The sequence below is a fragment of the Dyella sp. KRB-257 genome (genome assembly GCF_049445995.1).
Classification (GTDB): Bacteria; Pseudomonadota; Gammaproteobacteria; order Xanthomonadales; family Rhodanobacteraceae; genus Dyella_A.
Window position 1 is genome coordinate 63,058 of record NZ_JBMSDZ010000008.1, and the last position, 17,462, is coordinate 80,519.

The 17,462-nt window shown below is 70.5% G+C and carries 10 protein-coding genes; 5 read left to right on the forward strand and 5 right to left on the reverse strand.

Features of this window, described 5'->3' with window-relative positions:
- Positions 1 to 10: 10 nt before the first annotated feature.
- Positions 11 to 1,507 (reverse strand): S53 family peptidase, encoded by a 1,497-nt coding sequence (locus tag ACO2Q2_RS08490; RefSeq protein WP_423255331.1) that lies wholly within the window; start codon positions 1,505 to 1,507, stop codon positions 11 to 13.
- 222 nt (positions 1,508 to 1,729) lie between these two features.
- Between ACO2Q2_RS08490 and hemB the strand changes: the two genes are divergently transcribed.
- Positions 1,730 to 2,719, forward strand: a complete 990-nt coding sequence (gene hemB / locus ACO2Q2_RS08495; protein ID WP_423255332.1) for a porphobilinogen synthase — start codon at positions 1,730 to 1,732, stop codon at positions 2,717 to 2,719.
- 138 nt (positions 2,720 to 2,857) lie between these two features.
- Positions 2,858 to 3,814, forward strand: coding sequence for an alpha/beta hydrolase (locus ACO2Q2_RS08500; protein ID WP_423255333.1), 957 nt, complete (start codon positions 2,858 to 2,860; stop codon positions 3,812 to 3,814).
- Positions 3,815 to 3,836: 22 nt separating this feature from the next.
- Here the strand turns inward: ACO2Q2_RS08500 and ACO2Q2_RS08505 are convergent, their stop codons facing one another.
- Positions 3,837 to 4,631, reverse strand: coding sequence for a glutaminyl-peptide cyclotransferase (locus ACO2Q2_RS08505; protein WP_423255334.1), 795 nt, complete (start codon positions 4,629 to 4,631; stop codon positions 3,837 to 3,839).
- Positions 4,632 to 4,728: 97 nt separating this feature from the next.
- Between ACO2Q2_RS08505 and ACO2Q2_RS08510 the strand changes: the two genes are divergently transcribed.
- Positions 4,729 to 6,564 carry a monovalent cation:proton antiporter-2 (CPA2) family protein gene (locus ACO2Q2_RS08510; RefSeq protein WP_423255335.1) on the forward strand — a complete coding sequence of 612 codons (1,836 nt, stop codon included), beginning with the start codon at positions 4,729 to 4,731 and terminating at the stop codon, positions 6,562 to 6,564.
- Positions 6,565 to 6,697: 133 nt separating this feature from the next.
- Here the strand turns inward: ACO2Q2_RS08510 and ACO2Q2_RS08515 are convergent, their stop codons facing one another.
- On the reverse strand, positions 6,698 to 10,096 hold the full coding sequence (locus tag ACO2Q2_RS08515) for an ankyrin repeat domain-containing protein (protein ID WP_423255336.1): 3,399 nt from the start codon (positions 10,094 to 10,096) through the stop codon (positions 6,698 to 6,700).
- Positions 10,097 to 10,381: 285 nt separating this feature from the next.
- On the opposite strand from ACO2Q2_RS08515, the gene ACO2Q2_RS08520 reads away from it, so the two are divergent.
- Positions 10,382 to 11,881: an OmpP1/FadL family transporter gene (locus ACO2Q2_RS08520; RefSeq protein WP_423255337.1), complete on the forward strand. Its 1,500-nt coding sequence runs from the start codon at positions 10,382 to 10,384 to the stop codon at positions 11,879 to 11,881.
- A 77-nt stretch (positions 11,882 to 11,958) separates the two neighbouring features.
- On the opposite strand, the gene ACO2Q2_RS08525 is transcribed toward ACO2Q2_RS08520, so the two are convergent.
- Both ACO2Q2_RS08525 and putA read right to left on the reverse strand, forming a co-directional pair.
- Entirely contained in the window at positions 11,959 to 13,368 is a 1,410-nt protein-coding gene (locus ACO2Q2_RS08525; protein WP_423255338.1) for a coniferyl aldehyde dehydrogenase, read from the reverse strand.
- A 76-nt stretch (positions 13,369 to 13,444) separates the two neighbouring features.
- A complete protein-coding gene (gene putA / locus ACO2Q2_RS08530; protein WP_423255339.1) occupies positions 13,445 to 16,600 on the reverse strand; it encodes a bifunctional proline dehydrogenase/L-glutamate gamma-semialdehyde dehydrogenase PutA in 3,156 nt (1,051 codons plus the stop codon).
- 361 nt (positions 16,601 to 16,961) lie between these two features.
- Between putA and ACO2Q2_RS08535 the strand changes: the two genes are divergently transcribed.
- Positions 16,962 to 17,444, forward strand: a complete 483-nt coding sequence (locus ACO2Q2_RS08535) for a DUF2244 domain-containing protein (RefSeq protein ID WP_423255340.1) — start codon at positions 16,962 to 16,964, stop codon at positions 17,442 to 17,444.
- Positions 17,445 to 17,462 lie beyond the last annotated feature (18 nt).

The window sequence follows — 17,462 nt, forward strand, 5'->3', positions numbered from 1 at the left end:
CGCCGCCCTTTCAGCCGGCCAGTGCGCTGCGCAGCGCGGTGCCGTCGGGGCTGCCCAGCCCGGTGCAGGCGTCCCACCCCTTGCCGGCACGGTAGTGCCCGTTGTCGCCCTGGGTGATGTCGTGGAAGCCCTGTCCGTCAAGCGGGTAGAGCGAGGCGTGGCCATCGCCGAGGTCATGGCCCAGCGACTGGTTCAGTCGTGCCACCAGCGCCGCCCACAGCGGTGCCACTGCGCTGGTGCCGCCGTAGACCAGGTCCTGGCCGTCGAGCCGGATCCGGTAGCCGGTGAGCGGGTCGGCCACGCCGGCGACATCCGGCACCCCGCGTCCCTGGAATCCATCGGGAGTGGCCGGCACGTTCATGCCGGCCTGCCAGGCCGGTCGCGCAAAGATCCGGCTGACCCCGCCACCGGTGGCGCCGTTGCCGCTGGCGCTCTCGTTCCACACGGTTTCGCTGCCGATCGTGCCGGCGCTGGCGATCAGCCGGGTACCGCCGCAGGCCAGCACGCAGGGGCTGGCGGCGGGATAGTCCACGTGCAATTGGCCATCGCTCTGGCCGTCGGTGGCGCCATCGTCGCCAGCGGCCACGGTGACCGTGACGCCCATCGCCACGGCATCCTGCAATGCCGATTCCATCGCTTCGCGGGAGGCGGCGCTCCAGTTGTCCTCGGGCCCGCCCCAGCTGATCGAGATCACGCTGGGTTGCTGGCCGGTGTCGTGCGCGGCCTGCGAGATCGCATCGAAGAAGCCGGCATCGGTATTGGGCGCGAAATACACCGCCAGCCGCGCCGCCGGCGCCAGCGCGCCGGCCACCTCGATGTCCAGTGCCACCTCGCCGTCAGCCGCGCCGCCCGGTGCATTGCCGGCCCCGTCCACGGCAATCGGGGTCACCGTCGGACCGGCGATGCCCAGGCTGGCGAAGTAACTGCTCAGGTCGTCCTCGCGGTAGCCGCCGCCGAGCTCGATGATCGCGATGGTCTGGCCGCCGCCGTCGGTGCCCGCCGGAAAGCCATACAACGCTCCGAGTTCGGGCGGCGTAAAGCTGGCGGTCCCCGTGGTCAGCAGCGGCCGGAAATGCGGCTTGGCCACGGGCCGCTGGTCCAGCCCGAGCACCGCGATCACCGACGGGTCGGGCAGGTTCGGCGCCTGCGCCACGCCGAGGACACGCTGATCGCTGTCGCCCATCGCATAGTGCGCCGGGCTGACCCCGAACATCGTGCCGATCTGCTGCGCCGAGCCACGCAGCCGCAGGATGCGCCGCTGCGGCTGGCAATCCACCTCCTCGAGGCCATGCCGGCCGGCCAGCGCACGCACCCGGGTCAGCGCCGCGGGATCGGCACCGTGCGCCTGCGCAAACGCCTCGCGGCTCATTGCGGCACCGCGCGTGCCGGCCGGTGCCGGCGGCGCGCGATGGCGGAACACCAGCGTGACGGTGATCGGGGTATCCGGAGCGGCCGGCCCGAGGTAACGGCAGGCGGCGGGAAACGGCGTGCGCGTGGAAGTATTCATGGCGGACTCCATCGTGTCGGACTCCAGGACGGCAGCGGACCAGCGCAGCATGCGCCTCGTTCCCGGCCATGTGATGCGGCCGCAAGCGCCTTCGCGCTTCACCGTTCAGCCCCCGGCGTGCATCGTGGAGACGGCGCGAAGTGCGCGTCGGATGGTCGCTGCCCGCGTGCAGCCACCGGCGGGGTCCTATCATGTCGGCATGCCATTGCCAGGAACGTCCCCGTGAGCTATCCCGCCATCCGCCTCCGCCGCATGCGCCGTGACGCGTTTTCCCGTGCGCTGATGCGCGAGCACACGCTGCTGGCGAGCGACCTGATCATGGTGGCGTTCGTGATCGAGGGCGAGCACCGGCGGGTGGACGTGCCCTCGATGCCGGGCGTGCAGCGGCTGTCGATCGACCTGCTGCTGGAACTGGCCGGCGAATGCGTTCGCTTGGGCATTCCCGCGCTGGCGCTGTTTCCGATCACCGACACGCCCAAGACCGAGGACGCCGCCGAGGCGTGGAATCCCGATGGCCTGATGCAGCGCGCCGCGCGCGCGCTCAAGGCGAAGTATCCCGAGCTCGGCCTGATCGGCGACGTGGCGCTGGACCCGTACACCAGCCACGGCCAGGACGGCCTGATCGACGCGCACGGCTACGTGATGAACGAGCCGACCATCGAGGCGCTGGTGAAGATGTCGCTGGCGCAGGCCCAGGCGGGCATGGATTTCGTGGCGCCGTCGGACATGATGGACGGCCGCGTCGGCGCAATCCGCGAGGCGCTGGAAGAGGCCGGTCACATCCACACGCGCATCCTGGCCTACTCGGCCAAGTATGCCTCGAGCTTCTACGGCCCGTTCCGCGATGCGGTGGGTTCCTCGGCCAATCTCGGCAAGGGCAACAAGCACACCTACCAGATGGACGTGGGCAACTCGGACGAGGCGTTGCGCGAGGTGGAGCTGGACATCCACGAAGGCGCCGATGCGGTGATGGTCAAGCCGGGCCTGCCGTACCTGGACGTGCTGCGCCGGGTGAAGGACGCCTTCGGCATGCCCACCTTCGTGTACCAGGTGTCGGGCGAATACGCGATGCTCAAGGCCGCCTGCCAGAACGGCTGGCTGGACGAGAAGGCGGTGGTGCTGGAAACGCTCACCTGCTTCAAGCGCGCTGGCGCTGACGCCATCCTCACCTATTTCGCGATCGATGCCGCGCGCTGGCTGCGCGGCGAATAGACAGTCGTCCTGCCCGCAAAATTCCCGCAGCTCAGCCGTCCAGCGCCCGACGCGTCCGGCACGATGGCGGACCCGGGAGCGACCCGGTTCTCAACCCGATCGTGCGCGGCGGCCAGGCCTCCGCCATGGAGCGATGGCATGAAACTCTGGGCGACCGTGCTGTGCCTGATCTTGGCGTGCGCGTGCGCGCACGCTGCAACCCCGGCCCGTGGCCGAACCCCACTGTGGCAGCCGGCAGGTGGGTTGAAGCAGACGCCGATCTGGCCGGCCATGCCGCCCGATGCGCAACCCATGCCCGGGCCGGAGACGGTAACCATCCGTACGGAGCAGGTCGGCGGCCGGCCGTGGCGGGCGGTGACCAACGTCGCCACGCCGACGATGACCGTGTACCCGCCTACAGGCCGCAACACCGGCGCGGTCGTGGTGGTGTTTCCCGGCGGCGGCTTCGAGGTGCTGGCGATCGACCTGGAAGGCAGCGAGATCTGCGACTGGTTAACCACCCGCGGCATCACCTGCGTGCTGCTCAAGTACCGCGTACCCAGTGCGACGTACGACTGGCATTGCCACTGTCGCCCGCACAACTTCGCGCTGTCCGTGCCGTCGCTGCAGGACGCACAGCGCACGCTACGGCTGGTGCGCTTCCACGCGCGCGACTGGCACATCGACCCGCACAGGATCGGTGTGATCGGCTTCTCCGCGGGCGGCTACCTGGTGGCCGAGGCCAGCACCAACTACCGGCGGCGCCTCTACCCGCCGGTGGATGCTGCCGATCATGAAAGCGCGCGACCGGATTTCGCGCTGGCGATCTACCCGGGCCACCTGACCCGCGGCGACGGCAAGCTCAATCCTAACGTGCCGGTCACGGCGGATACGCCGCCAACCTTCATCCTGCAGGCCGGCAACGACGACGTCGACGGCGTGCAGCAGGCACTGGTCTACTACACCGCGCTTCAGGCGGCCGGCGTGCCGGCGGAGCTGCACGTATACGCCCACGGCGGCCACGCTTTCGGCCTGCGCCGCACCGGCGAGCCGATCACCGCATGGACCGACCTGGCCGATACCTGGCTGCGCACGATCGGGATCAGCGCGCGCTGAATCCACGAAACCTCGCGAGCATTCAACGCGGGGACTTCGGCCCCGTGAGCGTGATCTCGTAGACTTTCGGCCAGCGCTTGCCGGTGACGAACAGGCGCTGGCCCTTGGCGTCCCAGGCGATGCCGTTGAGCACGTCGTTGGCCGGGTCGGCGGTTTCCTCGGGTTTGGGGCCGAGGCCGGTGAGGTCGATCCAGCCGACCACGTGGCCGCTGGCCGGGTCGATCCGCGCGATGCGCGAGGTGAGCCAGACGTTGGCGTAGAGCTGGCCCTGCACCCATTCCAGCTCGTTGAGGTTCTGCACCGGGGTGCCGTCGGCGGTGACGAAGATCGCCGAGACTTGGCTCAGGGTCTGCGGATCGAGCACGCGGATGATCGGCGTGCCGTCGCTCATGTAGATGTGCCGGTCGTCGGCGGTCAGCGCCCAGCCCTCGCCGGGATAGCGGAAGCTGCCGGTGGGACGGAAGCTGTCCAGCTCGTAGGTGTAGCCCTTGTGCGATTGCCAGGTCAGCTCGACCAGCGTGTCGCGCCACGCCACGATGCCCTCGCCGTAGTCCGGCGGCGGCAGCTCGCGCTGTTGCAGCACGCGGCCGGTGGCGAGGTCGACCTTGCGGATGCTCGACTCGCCCACGTTGCCGGTGCTCTCGTACAGGTAGCCGTCGCGATAGAACAGGCCCTCGGTGTAGGCGGCGGTGTCGTGCGGGTAGTTGTGCACCACGCGGTAGCCGTAGACCGGCACCGCCGCGCGCGAAGCGCATGCTGGCAGGCTCAGGGCGATCATGAGCACGGCGACGAAGGCGGGCAGGGCAGGCGTTTTCATCCGGCGATGATTCCACATTTGCCCACGGCATGGCATCGGTCACAGTGGTCAGAAGGCTGCGTGACATAATCGCGCCGACCCCCACGGAGCGCCCCGCTTGGACAGCCCGCACTTCCTGCAGACCGCGCTGGTGTTCCTGGTCGCCACGGTGATCGCCGTGCCGCTGACCAAGCGCTTTCGGCTGGGCGCGGTGCTGGGCTACCTCGGCGCCGGCGTGGTGATCGGACCGCAGCTGCTCGGGCTGGTCAGCGACACCGACGGCGTGGCCACCATCTCCGAGTTCGGCGTGGTGCTGATGCTGTTCGTGATCGGCCTGGAGCTGTCGCCGCAGCGGCTGTGGGTGATGCGCCGCTCGGTGTTCGGCACCGGTGCGCTGCAGGTGATCGCCAGTGCGCTGGTGATCGGTGCGGTGGCGTATCTGCTGGTGGACCTGCCGGGCAAGGCGGCGGTGATCGTCGGCGGCAGCCTGGCGCTGTCGTCCACCGCGTTCGGGCTGCAGATTCTCGCCGAGCGCAAGGAGGCCGGCTCGGACTACGGGCGGCAGGCGTTCTCCATCCTGCTGTTCCAGGATCTGGCGGCGATCCCGCTGATCGCGATGGTGCCGCTGCTGGCCACCTCGTCCGCCCGCCACGGCGTGGATCTCGTGGGCATCGCGCGCACGGTGGGCATCATCGTGGTGGTGATGGTGGGCGGGCGCTTCCTGCTGCGGCCGGTGTTCCGCTTCGTCGCCAAGGCCAACGCGGTGGAGGTGTCCACCGCCACCGCGCTGCTGGTGGTGATGGGCACCGCGTGGCTGATGGATGAGGTGGGCGTGTCGATCACGCTGGGCGCCTTCCTCGCCGGCGTGCTGCTGGCCGATTCGGAATACCGGCACGAGCTGGAATCGCACATCGAGCCGTTCAAGGGCCTGCTGCTGGGGTTGTTCTTCATCAGCGTGGGCATGTCGATGGATCTGGGCCTGCTGCGGCACATGCCGCTGCTGGTGTTCGGCCTGGTGGCGGCGCTGCTGCTGGCCAAGGGCCTGCTGCTGTGGCCGCTGGGGCGCACGCTGGGCGGGCTCGACGGCCACGACGCGCTGCGCCTGGCGGTGCTGCTGGCGTGCGGCGGCGAGTTTGCCTTCGTGGTGCTCAAGCAGGCCGCCGAGCGGCAGCTGGTGAGCGCCACGGTGCACGGCGTGCTGGTACTGGCGATCACGCTCTCGATGGCGCTGACGCCGCTGCTGGTGGTGCTGGCGGCGAAGCTGCTCGACGTGCAGGCGAAGAAGCCCGAGCGCGAATACGACACCATCGCGCCGGACGCGCCGCCGCGGGTGATCATCGCCGGCTTCGGCCGCGTGGGGCAGATCGTGGGGCGCATGCTGCGCGCGCAGAACATCCCGTTCGTGGCGCTGGAATCGTCGGTGGAGCAGATGGACACGCTGCGCCGCTTCGCCAACACCTCGCTGTTCTTCGGCGACCCGGCGCGGCCGGACCTGCTGCGCGCGGCGCAGGCGGACCGGGCCGAGGTGTTCGTGCTGGCCACCGACGACCCACAGGCCAACCTGCGCATCGCGCGGCTGGTGCGCCGGCAGTTTCCCCACCTCAAGCTGGTGGCTCGCGCGCGCAATCGCCAGCACGCCTTCCGCCTGATGGACCTGGGCGTGGACGAGCCGGTGCGCGAGACCTTCCACTCCAGTCTGAAGATGACGCGCAAGACGCTGGAGGCGCTGGGCATGCCGCACGGGCAGGCGGTGGACCGGGTCGAGCGTTTCCGCCGCCACGACGAGAAGCTGCTCAAGACCCAGTACCTGGTCTACGACGACGAGACGCGGCTGGTACAGACCTCGCTCGAAGCCTTGAGCGACCTGCAGAAACTGCTCGATGCCGACATGGCGCCCGAAGCGGCGCAGGAACGCCAGAGCGCGGCGCCGGTGGCCGCGGCCGACCCGGACTGAGAGGGCGAGAAAAAATCGCCCGCCTACTGCGGCGCTCTCGCTACGGCGGTCGAATTTTTCTCAGCCTCTGAGCGCCGGCGGCATCACGCCGGCAACACCCGCAGGCGTTGCCGATCGAGCCTGGGTTACTGGGTTATTCGGACGGCTGTGCCGGCTGGCGCAGCGTCTGCCGCACGCTGGGAATCGCCGCACCGCCGCGCGCGGCCAGCTCGTGGGCGATGTCGACGTAACCCAGGTGCCGGGCCACGTCGGCCGCGGTGCGGCCGAAGCCGTCGGCGGCGTGGCGGTCGGCGCCGCGCGCCAGCAGCACGCGGGCCGGCGGCAGCAGGGCGTGCATGGCGCAGGCGTGCAGCGCGGTGACGCCGCGCTGGTCGGCGTGCTCCAGCCGCGCGCCGGCGTCGAGCAGCACCGGCACCAGCGCGCCGATGTGGGTGGCGTCGCAGTCGCTGCCCGGGCGCAGCTGCGCGCCCAGCAGCAACAGCAGCGGCGTCTTGCCCTCGGCGTCGGCGTGGTTCACGTCGGCGTTGCGCTTGAGCAGGGCGTCGAACAGGCGGCGCGCGCGCAGGCTGTCCTGGCTCTCGAAGCCGAACTGCGCCGCGGCGTGCAGCGCGTTGCGGCCGCAAGCGTCGACGGCGTTCACCTCGGCGCCGGCATCGAGCAGGCGCTCGACGATCTCCGGATACCCCATCGCCGCGGCCACCATCAGCGCGGTGCTCTCGCCGGGCAGGCGCAGATCCACCGCCGCGCCGCGTTCCAGAAGCAGGGCGACCAGCGCCTCGCGGCGGGCGGCGACGGCGGCGGCCAGCGCGGTCATGCCGCTCTGCGCGGTGAGCGAAGTATCCGCGCCGGCATCGAGCAGGCGCTGCGCCACCTCGCGCCGGCCCGCACCACAGGCATGCAGCAGGGCGGTGGCGCCCTGCGCGTCGCGCGTGTCCACCGGCATGCCCAGTTCGAGCAGCCGCTCCACCGCCACCAGCGCGCCGGCGGCGGCGGCGGCCGGGAGGTCCTCGGCACGCAGCCTGCGCACCGGCCGCGGCCAGTGCGGGTCCCAGTCGAGCCAGTGCTTGAGTTCGGGATGTTCCATCGCCAGGCCCAGCGGCGTTTCGCCGTTGGCGTCGCTGGCTTCGGGATCGGCACCGTGCGCGATCAGCGAGCGCACCACCTCGGGCGCCCGCGCGCCGCATTCCAGCGCGGCGAACAGCGGCGTGCAGCCGCGGGCGTCGCGCGCGTTCGGATCGCAGCCACGCGCCAGCAGGGCGGCGACCAGCGTGACCTGCCCGTGCGCCGCGGCCAGATGCAGCGGGGTGCGCTGGCGCTGATCGGGGCCGAACGGATCGGCGCCGCGTTCGAGCAGGGCCAGCGGCAGGCCGACGCTCTGCGCGTCGCCGTTCAGATGGTTCAGCGCGCGCGCCAGCAGGCCGGCGCCGGCCGGCGTGGCGCCAGCCTGGAGCAGGTCGTCGATCGCCTCGGTGGCGGCGGGCAGGCGATCGAGCAGGGCGTCGAACAGGCGCGGGCCGCGCTGGCCGTCGCTACCCTCCAGATGCATTTCGGCGGACAGGCCGTGTTCGAGCAGCCAGCGCCGCGCCGCGCCGAGGCCGGGCGCGCTCAGTTCGACGTAGAGCCGCGCCAGTTCTGCCGGTGTCCACGCGCGCGCGCGCTGGTTGAAGGTGGAAACTACCGCCCAGTGGCCGAAGCGCAGGGCGTCGAGCAGGTGGCCGGGCGTGTCTTCGCCGGCGGCCAGCGCATCCGCGCTGAGGCTGGCCGGCAGCGGCGTGTCCGGATCGAGCAGGGCGACCAGGTCCCAGCGGCCGGCGGCCGCGGCGTGGTCGAGCGCGCTGCGGCCATCGCCGCCGGGCGCCTTCGGGTCGACGCCCAGGCCGAGCAGGGCGCGCACGGTCTCGGCGCGCGCGTGCGGCGACTGGCACGCCAGGGTGAGCGCATCGCGACCGTGCTGGTCGCGCACCGCGGCGTCCGGTCCGGCCTGGGCGAGCAGCTGCACGATCGCCACGGCGCCGGCGCGGGCGGCTTCCATCAGCGCGGTGCTGCCGTGCCGGTCGACCAGGTTCACGTCGGCACCGGCAGCACGCAGCGCGCGGGCGATCTCCTCGTGGCCCTCGGCGGCGGCGGTCATCAGGGCGCTGCGCTGGCGTGTGTCGACGGCGTTGATGGCGGCGCGATGCTTGAGCAGCAGGCGGACGCCCTCGGGGTCGTCGTCGGCGAGGCTGGCGGCGGCGACCAGCGCCGGCTCGGCGCCGGCCAGCTGGGTCTTGGCGCCGCGTTCGAGCAGGAACTTCGCCAGCGGCCAGTTGGCGGCGCGGCAGGCGACGGCCAGCGGGGTGAGGCCGTCGCGGTTGATGGCATTGAGGTCGGCGCCGGCGTCCAGCAGCATCGCCGCCACGACCGGTTCGTCGCTGAGCACGGCGCCGTGCAGCGCGGTGTTGCCTTCGGCGTCGGTGACCCGCGGATTGGCGCCGTTGGAGATCAGCGTCATCACCGCCTCGGCGCGTCCTTGCAGGCTGTCGCGGGTGGCGGCCAGCAGCGCGGTGAGGCCGCCGGCGCTGTGGTTGAGGTCGGCGCCGCGGGCGATCAGCGCGCGCAGCAGGCGGGTGTCCGGCAGCAGGGCGGCCAGCAGCAGGGCCGGGCGCTGGTCGCGGTCGTCCGGTGGCGGGGCGGTATTGGGATCGGCGCCGGCTTCGACCAAGGTCAGCGCGCGTTCCACGTCGGCCTCACGGATCGCCGCCAGCAGTGCGGCGGCCTGCTCCGGCGTGCCGGCGGCGCGTTCGGCCTCGGTCAGCGGCGCGGCACGCGCGGGAGCCGCCGACGCACCGCTGGTCTGCCGCCGTTCGCACAGCAGCGCGCGCAGCGTGCGGTTGGCGATCACCAGGCAACCCAGCGGCATCAGCAAGATGCCGTAGACCACCATCGCCGCGGTGCGCATTTCCTGCGGCAGCACGCCATACAGGCCGGTGAGCGCCAGCGCGAGAAAGGCCAGCACCAGCAGCGAAAACGCCGCCGGCAGGAAGTGGGTGAAGAAGCGCTCCTCGCGCGACAGGTGGCGACCGAAGGCGATGCTGCGCGCGGCGGCGGTGAAGATCCACGAACCATCACTTTGCGCCGGGTACGCGTCGTCCCACACGAACACCAGCCCGAATGCCGGCCACAGCCGCCACAGCAGCACCAGCGCGATCACCAGCGCCGCGGCCAGCAGCAGCACCCCGCTCAGACTCGGCGCCTGGCTCAGGTGCAGCAGCGGCCAGGCGATCAGCACGAACACCACCGCCACGTAGGTGCTGAACATCACCAGATGTGCCGCGCCCCGGCGCAGCACGGTGCGACTGAAGCGCGGCTCCGGATCGAAGCCGATGGCGTGGCAGACCGCTGCCATGGTGAGCGCATTGGCCAGCAGCAGCGGGATCAGCACCAGCGGATGCGTGCTGCTGGCGGCGATTGCGACGGCGACCCATCCGGGAATGAACCAGGCCAGAGCTTGCAGCAAGGGGGGCGGGCGGCGACGCAATTTAGGTTCGGTCATGGGGCGAGTATAGAAATTGGAGAAGAAGCAGACGGTAACCCGGCGTTAACCGGCGCTTTTCGATCGGCGGAGCTTATCAGCGCATGCCCGGCCATCCTCGTGCCGGAGACGACGACGGCGCGGCTCGCCACCAGATGTTAGGAATTTGCTGCAACCGCACTTGCATTGGTCGCGGATCAGTCGGCACAGTGCCACGCGGGGACATCAAACGCGCGTATGAAAATGGCACGCCGGCTGTTCCCGCCACTCGTCCCGAGCCGCATACACGAACAGCAGGAGCCACCGATGCAGATGTCCATCCGTCCCTTCAAGGCCACCGTCCGCCCGCTCGCGTTCGCCGCGCTGAGCCTGGCCATTGCCGGTGCGCTGGTGGCGCCGAACGCTGCCGACGCCAGCGCGTTCCAGCTCAAGGAGAACAGCGCCAAGGGCCTGGGCCGTGCCTATGCCGGCTCGGCGACCGCCGGCGGCGACGTCTCGGTGGTGGCGAACAATCCCGCCGCGATGAGCGAGCTGGATGGTACGTATTTCCAGGCGGACGTGACCGCCATCAATTTCAGCGCCAAGTTCCACGGCAGCGCGCACGACGTGCTCGGCCGCCCGATCAGCGGCGGCAACGGCGGCGATGCCGGCACCACGCTGCCGGTGCCCGCGCTGTTCTTCGCCACCAAGGTGTCGGACAAGGTGCACCTGGGCTTCGGCTTCTCGGTGCCGTTCGGTTTCCAGACCGAATACGACCGTGACTGGGTCGGCCGCTACAACGGCATCAAGTCCAAGTTCCAGTCGCTCGATGCCACCTTCTCGGCGTCCTACGACGTGTCGGACACCTTCGCCCTGGGCGTGAGCGCCATTGCGCAGCGCACCTCGGCCGAGCTGACCAGCGCCGTCAACTTCAACGCCGTCGGCCTGCAGGTGCAGCAGGGCATCGGCGCGCAGACTGCCGCGGGCGTGGCGCAGATCCAGGCGGCCATCGCCGCCGGTCAGATTCCGCCCGCGCAGGGTGCGGCGATGATCCAGGCCGCCATGCAGCAGGGCCAGGCCCAGGCCGCCGGCGTGGCGGCGCTGACCCCGCCGGGCGTCGACGGCTATGCCCGCATCAAGGGCGACGACTGGGGCTACGGCTACCAGGTCGGCGGCTTGTGGAAGCTCACGCCGAACGACAAGTTCGCGCTGAACTACCGCTCCAAGATCAGCCACAAGCTCAGCGGCACCGGCAACTTCACCACCACCGCCGGCTATGACCTGCTGCTCACCAACCCCGCGCTGGCCTCGAGCATCCCGCCATTCGCCCACACCACCGGCACCGCCGACTTCACCACGCCCGCCGTGGTCAGCGCCAGCTACTGGCACCAGGCGGAGAAGTTCGGCCTGGGCATCGACCTGGCCTGGACCAAGTGGGACGTGTTCAAGGAGCTGCGCGTGAAGTACGGCAACCCGGGCCAGCCGGACAGCGTCGAGGAGTACAACTGGCGCAACACGATCTACGCCTCGGTCGGTGGCGACTACTACCTCAACGACAAGGTCACCCTGCGCGCCGGCGTCGCGGTGGACACCTCGCCGACCTACAATGCCGTGCGCGACGTGCGCGTGCCCGACTCCACCCGCAAGCTGGCCACCGTGGGCATCGGCTACAAGGCGAGCGAGCACTTCGAGATCAACGCTTCCTACGCGCACATCTTCGTCAATCAGGCGCACATCAACAGCACCAGCTCGACCGGCGACGTGGTCACCGGCAAGTTCAACGATTACGGCAACCTGCTCAGCCTGTCGGCGGTCTACAAGTTCTGAGCCTTCGCTGCTGCAGAAAAACAGAAATCCTCCCCGCGCGAGCGGGGAGGATTTTTTGCGCTGGGAGATTACGGAAATCAGCCGCGCTGCAGGAGCAGCTCGAGCAGCCGGCGGAAACGCGCACCGTAGGGCGGGTTGAGCAGCCCCGTGCCGTTGAGGCGGGCCTGGCGGAACACCGGCTTGAGGTGTGAGAACGTGCGGAAGCCGGCCTCGCCGTGATAGCCGCCGCTGCCGGACGGTCCGACTCCGCCGAACGGCAGGTGGTGCTGGGCGATGTGGTACAGCGTGTCATTCACCGTCACGCCCCCGGCGATGGTGCGCGCGAGCACCTTCTCGATCGCGCCGCGGTCGCGTTCGAACAGGTACAGCGCGAGCGGGTGCGGTCGCGCCGAGACGTAGGCGATCGCGTCGTCGAGCGTGTCGTAGGTCACCACCGGCAGCAGCGGGCCGAAGATCTCCTCCTGCATCACCGCCATGTCGTCGCGCACGCCGGTGAGCAAGGTCGGTAGCAGCCGCCGTGGCTGCCGGGGATCGCTGCCATGGCCCAGCACCTCGGCACGCGCGCCGGCGGCGATCGCCTGGTCGCGCAGGCCGAGCAGGCGATCGTGCTGGCGCCCGGAGATGATGCTGGCGTACTGGTCATTGCGGCCGATGTCCGGGTAGAAGCGCGCCACCGCGGTGCGGGCGGCGGCGGTGAAGTCGCCCACGCGGTTGCGCGGCAGCAGCACGTAGTCGGGCGCGATGCAGGTCTGCCCGGCGTTGACCAGCTTGCCGAACACGATGCGCTCCACCGCGCGCGGGAAGTCCGCGTTCGGCCCGACGATCGCCGGCGACTTGCCGCCCAGTTCCAGCGTCACCGGGGTGAGGTTGGCCGCGGCCGCTCGCATCACGTGCCGACCCACCGCGGTGGAGCCGGTGAACAGCAGGTGGTCGAACGGCAGCGCGGAGAATGCCTGCGCCACGCCGGCATCGCCATTGACCACCGCCACCTCGTCCGGCTTGAAATGCCGTGCGACCAGCCCGGCGAACAGTGCCGAGAAGCGCGGCGTGTACTCGCTCATCTTCACCATGACGCGGTTGCCGGCGGCCAGCGCGTCCACCAGCGGGCCGACGGCCAGGTAGAGCGGGTAGTTCCACGGCACGATGATGCCCACCACGCCCAGCGGCTGTGGCCGCAGTTCGGTGCGCGCCGGCAGGAACGCCAGGTCGGCCAGCCGCCGCCGCGGGCGCATCCAGCGCCGGCCGTGCGCCAGCGCGTGGCGGATCGCCGAGAGGCTGGGGAATACCTCCAGCAGGTCGGTTTCCTCGCGCGGCCGGCAGCCGAAATCGGCATGGATCGCCTCGGCGATCTCGCCGCGGTGCTGGCGGATCAGCGCATCGAGCGCGCGCAGTCGCGCGGCCCGGGCGGGCCACCCCGGCATCGGGTCGCGGCCATGCGCCTCGCGCTGGCGCGCGAGCAGGTCGGAGAGGTCGCTGGCTGGAGTCATGGTGATCCCCGCACGCATCTGGGTCGAAAACGTCCGGCGATGGTGGCACAGCGCCACGGGAGGCGCGTGACCGGGCCTACTCGCCGATGGTCAGCAGCGAGGCGTTGCCGCCGGCCGCGGTGGTGTTGATGGTGAGCGTGCGCTCGCCGGCGAAGCGCAGCAGGTAGTGCGGGCCGCCCGCCTTGGGGCCGGTGCCGGAGAGGCCTTCGCCGCCGAACGGCTGCACGCCGACCACCGCACCGATCTGGTTGCGGTTGACGTAGCAGTTGCCCACCCGCGCGTGGCGGCTGATGTAGTCGATGGTGGCGTCGATGCGGCTGTGGATGCCCAGCGTCAGCCCGTAGCCGGTGGCGTTGATCGCGCCGATCACCTGGTCGAGCTCGCTGGCCTTCCAGCGGATCACGTGCAGCACCGGGCCGAAGATCTCGCGGGTGAGCACCGACAGCGAGGGGATTTCATAGGCGCGCGGCGCGAAGAACGTGCCGTGCGCCGTGGCTGTCGCATCCATCGGCACCTCGCCGATCTTCTTCGCCTCGGTGTCCATGCGTGCGGTGTGCTCGACCAGAATCGCCCTGGCGTCCTCGTCGATCACCGGGCCGACGTCGGTGGAGAGCAGGCCGGGGTCGCCGACTTTCAGTTCGTTCATGGCGCCGGCCAGCATCGCGATCACCTTGTCGGCGATGTCGTCCTGCACGTACAGCACGCGCGCGGCCGAGCAGCGCTGGCCGGCGGACTGGAACGCCGAGGCGATCACGTCCTTGACGATCTGCTCGGGCAGCGCGGAGGAGTCGGCGATCATCGCGTTCTGGCCGCCGGTCTCGGCGATCAGCGCGGCGATCTGCGCATTGCGCGCGGCTAGCGCGCGGTTGATCGCCCAGGCCGTCTCGGTGGAGCCGGTGAACACCACGCCGGCCACGCGCGGGTCGCGGGTCAGCGCGGCGCCGACGGTGGCGCCGTCGCCCGGCACGAACTGCAGCACGTCCTCCGGCACGCCGGCCTCGTGCAGCAGGCGCGTGGCGAGGTAGCCGATCAGGCTGGTCTGCTCGGCCGGCTTGGCGATCACCGGGTTGCCCGCCGCCAGCGCGGCGCTGACCTGGCCGACGAAGATCGCCAGCGGGAAGTTCCACGGGCTGATGCCGACGAACACGCCACGACCCTGCAGGAACAGCCGGTTGCTCTCGCCGGTGGGGCCGGGCAGCACTTCCGGCTCGGCGAACAGGCGCCGCGCCATGGTGGCGTAGTAGCGCAGGAAGTCGGCCGCTTCGCGGATCTCGGCGATCGCGTCGGGCAGGGTCTTGCCGGCCTCGCGCACGCACAGCGCGATGAATTCGCCGCGGCGCGCTTCCATCTGCTCGGCGGCGTACTCGAGCATCGCCGCGCGGTTGGCCACCGGCAGGTTGTTCCAGCGCTCGCGCGCGGCGTGCGCGTTGGCCAGCGCGCGTTCCACCGTGGCGTCGTCGGCGGTGAGGTAGCTGCCGATGCATTGGCGGCGATCGGCCGGGTTGGTCACCTCGACCAGCGCGCCCTTGCTCGCGGCGCCGGGCACCAGCGGACCGGCGGTCCACGGGCCGGTATGGGCGTTCACCGCCTCGGCGAGTGCGGCCAGTTCATTGTCGTTGGCAAAGTTGACGCCCATGGAATTCTTCCGAAGTTCACCGTAGAGATTGGCCGGCAGCGGGATGCGCGGATGGGGGATGGAATCGAACGCACGCACTGTCTCGCACGGGTCGGCCACCAGCTCGCGGGCCGGCATGTCCTCGTCCACCACGCGGTTGACGAAGCTGGTGTTGGCGCCGTTCTCCAGCAGGCGGCGCACCAGGTAGGGCAGCAGATCCTCATGCGTGCCCACCGGCGCGTAGACGCGGCAGGGCACGTTGAAATCCTTCGGGCCGATGACCTCGGCGTAGAGGTCGGTGCCCATGCCGTGCAGGCGCTGGAACTCGAACGGCCGGCCCTGCGCGAGGTGGTGCACGGCGGCGATGGTGTGCGCGTTGTGCGTGGCAAACTGCGGGTAGACCAGGTGGCTGCCGGCGGCGAACAGGCGCCGCGCGCAGGCCAGATACGACACGTCGGTGTTCGGCTTGCGCGTGTACACCGGATAGCCGGACAGGCCCTGCTCCTGCGCCTTCTTGATCTCGGCATCCCAGTAGGCGCCCTTGACCAGCCGCACGTACCAGCGGCGGTCGTGCGCCAAGGCCATCTCGACCAGCCAGTCGATCACGAACGGGGTGCGCTTGGCGTAGGCCTGCACCACGATGCCCAGACCGTTCCAGCCCTCCAGCGACGGGTGCGCGAAGACGTCGCCGAGGATGTCCAGCGACAGCTCCAGCCGGTCGGCCTCCTCGGCATCGACCGACAGCGCGATGCCGGCCTGCATCGACAGCCGGGCCAGTTCCAGCAGCTTCTCGACCAGCGCCCTGCGGGCGCGCTCGCGCTGCGCCAGCTCGTAGCGCGGGAACAGCGCGGAGAGCTTGACCGAGATCGACGGCGCCTCGGTGTGGCTGGCGAACGGTCCGCGCCGGCCGAGCGCGGCGATCGCGTCGCGGTAGGCCTGCTGGTAGCGCTCGGCGTCGGCGGCGGTGAGCGCGGCCTCGCCGAGCATGTCGAAGGAGTAGCGGTAGGCCGCGTTCTCCTTTTTCGTCGAGCGGTCCAGCGCCTCGTCGATGGTCTGCCCCATCACGAACTGGTGACCCATGATGCGCATCGCCTGGCGCACCGCGCCGCGGATGGTCGGTTCGCCGATGCGCGCCACCAGCCGGCGCAGCGCGCCGGTGAAATCGTTGCGCGTGCCGTCGGCCAGGTTCACCAGCTGGCCGGTGAGCAGCAGGCCCCAGGTGGAGGCGTTGACCAGCAGCGACTCGCTGCGGCCCAGGTGCTTGCGCCAGTTGGCGTCGCCGAGCTTGTCGCGGATCAGCATGTCGGCGGTGCGCGTGTCGGGGATGCGCAGCAGCGCCTCGGCCACGCACATCAGCAGTACGCCTTCCTCGCTGGACAGATCGTACTGGCGCATGAAGGACTCGACCACGCTCTGGTCCTTGGCGCGCGCCCGCACGCGGGTGACCAGCGCGGCGGCGCGGTCGACCACCTGCTCGCGCTCCTCGCTCGGCAGGCTGGCCTGGTCGAGCAGGTCGAGCACGGCCTCGGTCTCGTCGCGCAGCCACGCGGCGGTGATGCGCGCACGCGCCGGCGCGACACTCGGCGGGAGTTCGGGACTCAGGATGACGTCGGTCACGGGTGGGATCCGGGCGGGTGCGGGTGCGGGTGGGGGCGGGCAAGCCGCGCATTGTACGCGGCCCCCAGCCGGCACCCAACCATCGGATCCGACGTGCGGACGGGTATGGCGGCGATCGTCGGGCGGCACCACGATCGGGGTGCGATACAACGTCGCGACGCCCGGGCAAAGTGTCGCAAGTGATCCGTCGCGGGTGATGGCATGTTGTCTGCGTAGTCCGCGGAAAGCCTCACGAATGGCGCGGTCACGCATATCGCAAAGGGCTGCGCGACGCCCTGATCCCGATCATGCGCCTGCGTCATTGTTGCCCAGTGCGCGGGTGCGGCCTATCATTCCATCGTTCCAGGCACGCCGGATCCCCATGATCGTGCTTCGACCTGCTGCCGATGGTCTGCCGTGCGCACTGTGGCTTCGCCCCAATCGCATGCTGAGCCGACACGGACTGCGTCGACTGATCATGGTGCTGGCAGTGCTGGCGCTGACAACCGCCGGTCTGGGTGCGTGGCAGGGGAACGTGTTTGCTCCGCTGTTCGCCTTGGTTGAATCCGTGGTCGTGGCTGTGGCCCTCAGCGCCGCCTGGCGGGCAGGAGACCGCGGCGAGCGCATCACCCTCGACGAAACGTCGCTGGAGGTGCGGGTGCTGCCGGGGCGACGATGCATCCGGTTCCAGTCCCACTGGGTGCGGGTGAAGCTGGCCCCGGGACAGGGCCGCCAGCGGCTGGTGCTGTCATCGCATGGTCGCGAGCTGGAGATCGGAGCCTTTCTCGCGGACGGGGAGCGCGCCGAGCTGTCGAGGAAACTCATGGTGCTGCTGGCCGAGCTCAAGGGTCCGTGGTGCAGGTAGGTTCAACAAAGGTGCAAG